Annotated in this window: 3 protein-coding genes and 2 pseudogenes; 4 read left to right on the top strand and 1 reads right to left on the bottom strand. The window is 60.0% G+C overall.

All coding sequences use genetic code 11. The annotated features are described in order from the left end of the window. Positions 1–176: 176 nt before the first annotated feature. A pseudogene (locus tag FV226_RS27185) lies at positions 177–418 on the bottom strand (transposase); the annotation flags it as partial. Between the two features lie 279 nt (positions 419–697). On the opposite strand from FV226_RS27185, the gene FV226_RS28280 reads away from it, so the two are divergent. The 4 genes and pseudogenes from FV226_RS28280 (at position 698) to FV226_RS27165 (ending at position 2,672) form a co-directional block, all read left to right on the top strand. After that, positions 698–1,054: a hypothetical protein gene (locus tag FV226_RS28280; protein WP_187278870.1), complete on the top strand. Its 357-nt coding sequence runs from the start codon at positions 698–700 to the stop codon at positions 1,052–1,054. Between the two features lie 35 nt (positions 1,055–1,089). Further along, positions 1,090–1,800, top strand: coding sequence for a hypothetical protein (locus FV226_RS27170; RefSeq protein WP_147765363.1), 711 nt, complete (start codon positions 1,090–1,092; stop codon positions 1,798–1,800). 23 nt (positions 1,801–1,823) lie between these two features. Then, positions 1,824–1,961, top strand: a pseudogene (locus tag FV226_RS28840) (SOS response-associated peptidase); the annotation flags it as partial. Positions 1,962–2,255: 294 nt separating this feature from the next. Continuing rightward, positions 2,256–2,672 (top strand): hypothetical protein, encoded by a 417-nt coding sequence (locus FV226_RS27165; RefSeq protein WP_147765362.1) that lies wholly within the window; start codon positions 2,256–2,258, stop codon positions 2,670–2,672. Positions 2,673–3,031: the final 359 nt, after the last annotated feature.

Raw genomic sequence — 3,031 nt, 5'->3', positions numbered from 1 at the left:
TTTTTAATACCATTAAGCTTTGCCGTCGGAAGATAGTCCAAGCTGGCAGAAGCCCAAGGCATCGAGAAGCTGTTCCTTACTGCCAAGCTACATTATACGTCCTTCAATAGGATGCAGAAAAAGCATCAAATTTTAGCAATCCGGCATGTTGCGGCTGACTGCGTTAAGCTTGAGACTTATGACCAGTAGCTGACGGTTGCGGCGATGCAGACAGCAGCCAGGTAGTTGGTGGCCGACCGATCGTACTGTGTGGCGATGCGGCGGCGGAAGTCCTTGAGGCGTCCAAACATCCGCTCGATGGCGTTGCGAAGCACGTCTTCCATCGCTGATTGGACTCGAGCGGGATGTTGGGTGCCGTCCCCGTCGCTTCGATCTGACGACGGATGGCGTCGCTGTCGTAGCCCTTGTCGGCCAGCACGTAGCAGTGTCGTCCCGGCCCGTGCGACGTTGTAAGCAAAGTGGACGTGGAGCACGAAGTTCGAGATGCAGACGCCGCGCTACACGACCCAGGTTGGCGAGCTACGATTGCGTACGCTTGAGCGAGATGGGAGCTTAACCACAAGTTCGACGCAGCATCGCAATTAGACTGCATACCTCGAATTTTATGTATCATGTCCAAGCACCTGTAGGTTGTCTGGTGCGACCTTGCCGTCATGAAGCCGGCGATAGCTCGATCGGCGGGACAAGGGGACTGACGATGAAGAAGACCCTCGCGATTGCCGTGACCGCCTTGATGTTGGGAGCTGTCGTTCCGGCAGAGGCTGGTGGTTTTCACGGTGGCGGGCGTGGTGGCGGCTTCCACGGCGGCGGCCGAGGGTTCGGCGGGGGACATGCGTTCCACAGTGGCCGCGGATTTGGTGGCGGATACGGTGTCCGGGGTGGCTATCGCGGCGGCTACCGGCACTACGGCTATCGCGGGTACGGCCGGCCTTACGGCTACTACGGTCCAGGCTATGGCTACGGTTATGGTGGCCCAGATGCCAGTGCTCTCGCAGCAGGCGCTGCCCTTGGCTTCTTCGGCGCTGCCATCGCTGGCGCGGCAGCTGGTTACTGATTCAGTCCGACCTGCGTAGATCACGGAGTCGTCTCATGCGCCAAGCAGCAACCCTCATCCTCCTTGCCACAACCGCGCTGTGCGGCACCGCTGGAGCTGGCACGATTGCCGGCGCCCAGGACGGGGGATACCGAACGCAGGATGGGGATTTCCTGCTCGTCGAGAGCAAGGACCACTTGATCGGCGTCCAAGGTCTCGATTGTAAAAACCCCGTAGTCGTCAGCGGTCGCTTGAGGGCGAAGAATTGCTGGGCGAATGGGCATTTGGGTGGGGATGTCGATGTGTCGTGGCGCGTCGACGGAAACATCATTGTCAGCGAAGGTAAGCGCTACATACTCTCCCCTCCACTACCCCCCATCGATTTCGTAGCATTGAAGGCTCCGGCCGATCCGTTCATCGGAACACCGGACGCTTGGGAGCACAACCGCAGCGGTGTCGCTGTTGACCCGGATAAAGGCACGATCAGATATCTCAGGCCGAGACCGGATCTCAAAAGCGTCGTGAAGACCGGTGCCGTGCTGTACGAAGGCAGTCTGAAACCTGGGAGAATGATCTTTGGGACAGCTTATGCCTTCAAGGATGGCTGCAAGCCGGCGTCCTACCCGGTTCGGGGGAGCTACTCAAAGCACAACGAGGTTTTGACTCTGACCGGGCCCGGACCGGTGAGGCGTGGCTGCGAGGTTGTCGCGTACAGCTACGACAGCCCTCACTCGAAACTGGTGTTCGAATACATCGTTGGTGATTGACGGGCAGCGAGTAGTAAGCTGACTTGCCGCTGCAGACGCCGCCGGAGGAGTGGCGCACGTGGTTGAAAGCTCCGGTGGAGGAGGCGTTGCCGCTACAGCGATCGCTGCCGGATGCGGATATGATGGAGGTAGCCCGCGGGAAGCAGAGCGATGGCGCCTAGATGCAGATCGCGAATGCTGCTGCCGCGCCTCGTCCGCGCCAACCATTCGCACAGTTGCGCCAAGCCGGTTCCGGTCGAGCCCCTTCGCGACGTAGCGCTTATCCAAGCGGGCAATCTGCACCGGCGTCGGAGCACGCCCCATAAATTTGGGAGCGCATTTAGGAGACCGCTATCTGGGGCTGATTTCGGACGGACATGGCGGACCAGTATGCAGGCTACCGGGAGCGCGATGGCGAGGTCATGCCCCCAAACTATGCCGGGGGATTTGGGCAAGGGTTGCCGTAGGGTCATTAAATGAAGCTGACACTCACCACCTTCGTCGCGGCGCTCACCGCCGTTATGATCGTCCCGACCCTCGCGCAGGACCCGAAGCCGTCTGATGAGAGGAGTGTGTGCACAGGCTTGATCACTGATGACGGAGTGCCGGCCGTCAAGAACGCGCCGAGTTGCCAAGGCGCCTTCGACATTATGATCAACTGCTCTTTCGCTGGAGGCGGTGACGTCGGGGTCGGAGGAGCAGTGCGCGAGAGATGTGAGGCGGTGTTCCTCCCCAAGCTGAAGGTATCGGGGCGGAAAGCTTACCAGCGCGAGCTGAAGCGATGTGTAGACAAGTACGCGAACATGCTGGGGTCCTTATATCAGTCGCGCACAGCCTTCTGCCAGGCACGCCTCGCCGTTCGACGCGCAGCGCTGTACGAGAAACGGCGTTGAGGCGTCTCACTTTGGACTGAGTGATACGCTCGCAGCGGTCCGGTTTGGGGCTGGCCCAGGCGAACCACAGCTATCAGTCTATTTTGGGTATCTGCTGAGACCATCCAAACCGGACTTTCTCATCGGATGCAGACCCTACGGCGGCTCATAAATCGGCTTATGCGAACGGCAGTCCGTCAGGGAAAACGAACGTCGAGCGCCGGCTGGTAAGCTGGTTAGGAGCAAAGGCTGCGGGCCTGTCGCAAACGCGAACCTGCCTTCGTTCATGGATCGTTAGCCATCTCTGACCAGCTTGCCGCCTCCGCCCTGGAGCCGGCCCATGATCTTGTCCGCCATCGCCGCCAAGCTGAAGCAGCGGG

The sequence above is a fragment of the Methylobacterium sp. WL12 genome (genome assembly GCF_008039475.1).
Classification (GTDB): domain Bacteria; phylum Pseudomonadota; class Alphaproteobacteria; order Rhizobiales; family Beijerinckiaceae; genus Methylobacterium; species Methylobacterium cerastii.
The sequence above is the reverse complement of the archived record's forward strand: the minus strand, read 5'-3'. Positions and strand labels throughout refer to the sequence as shown.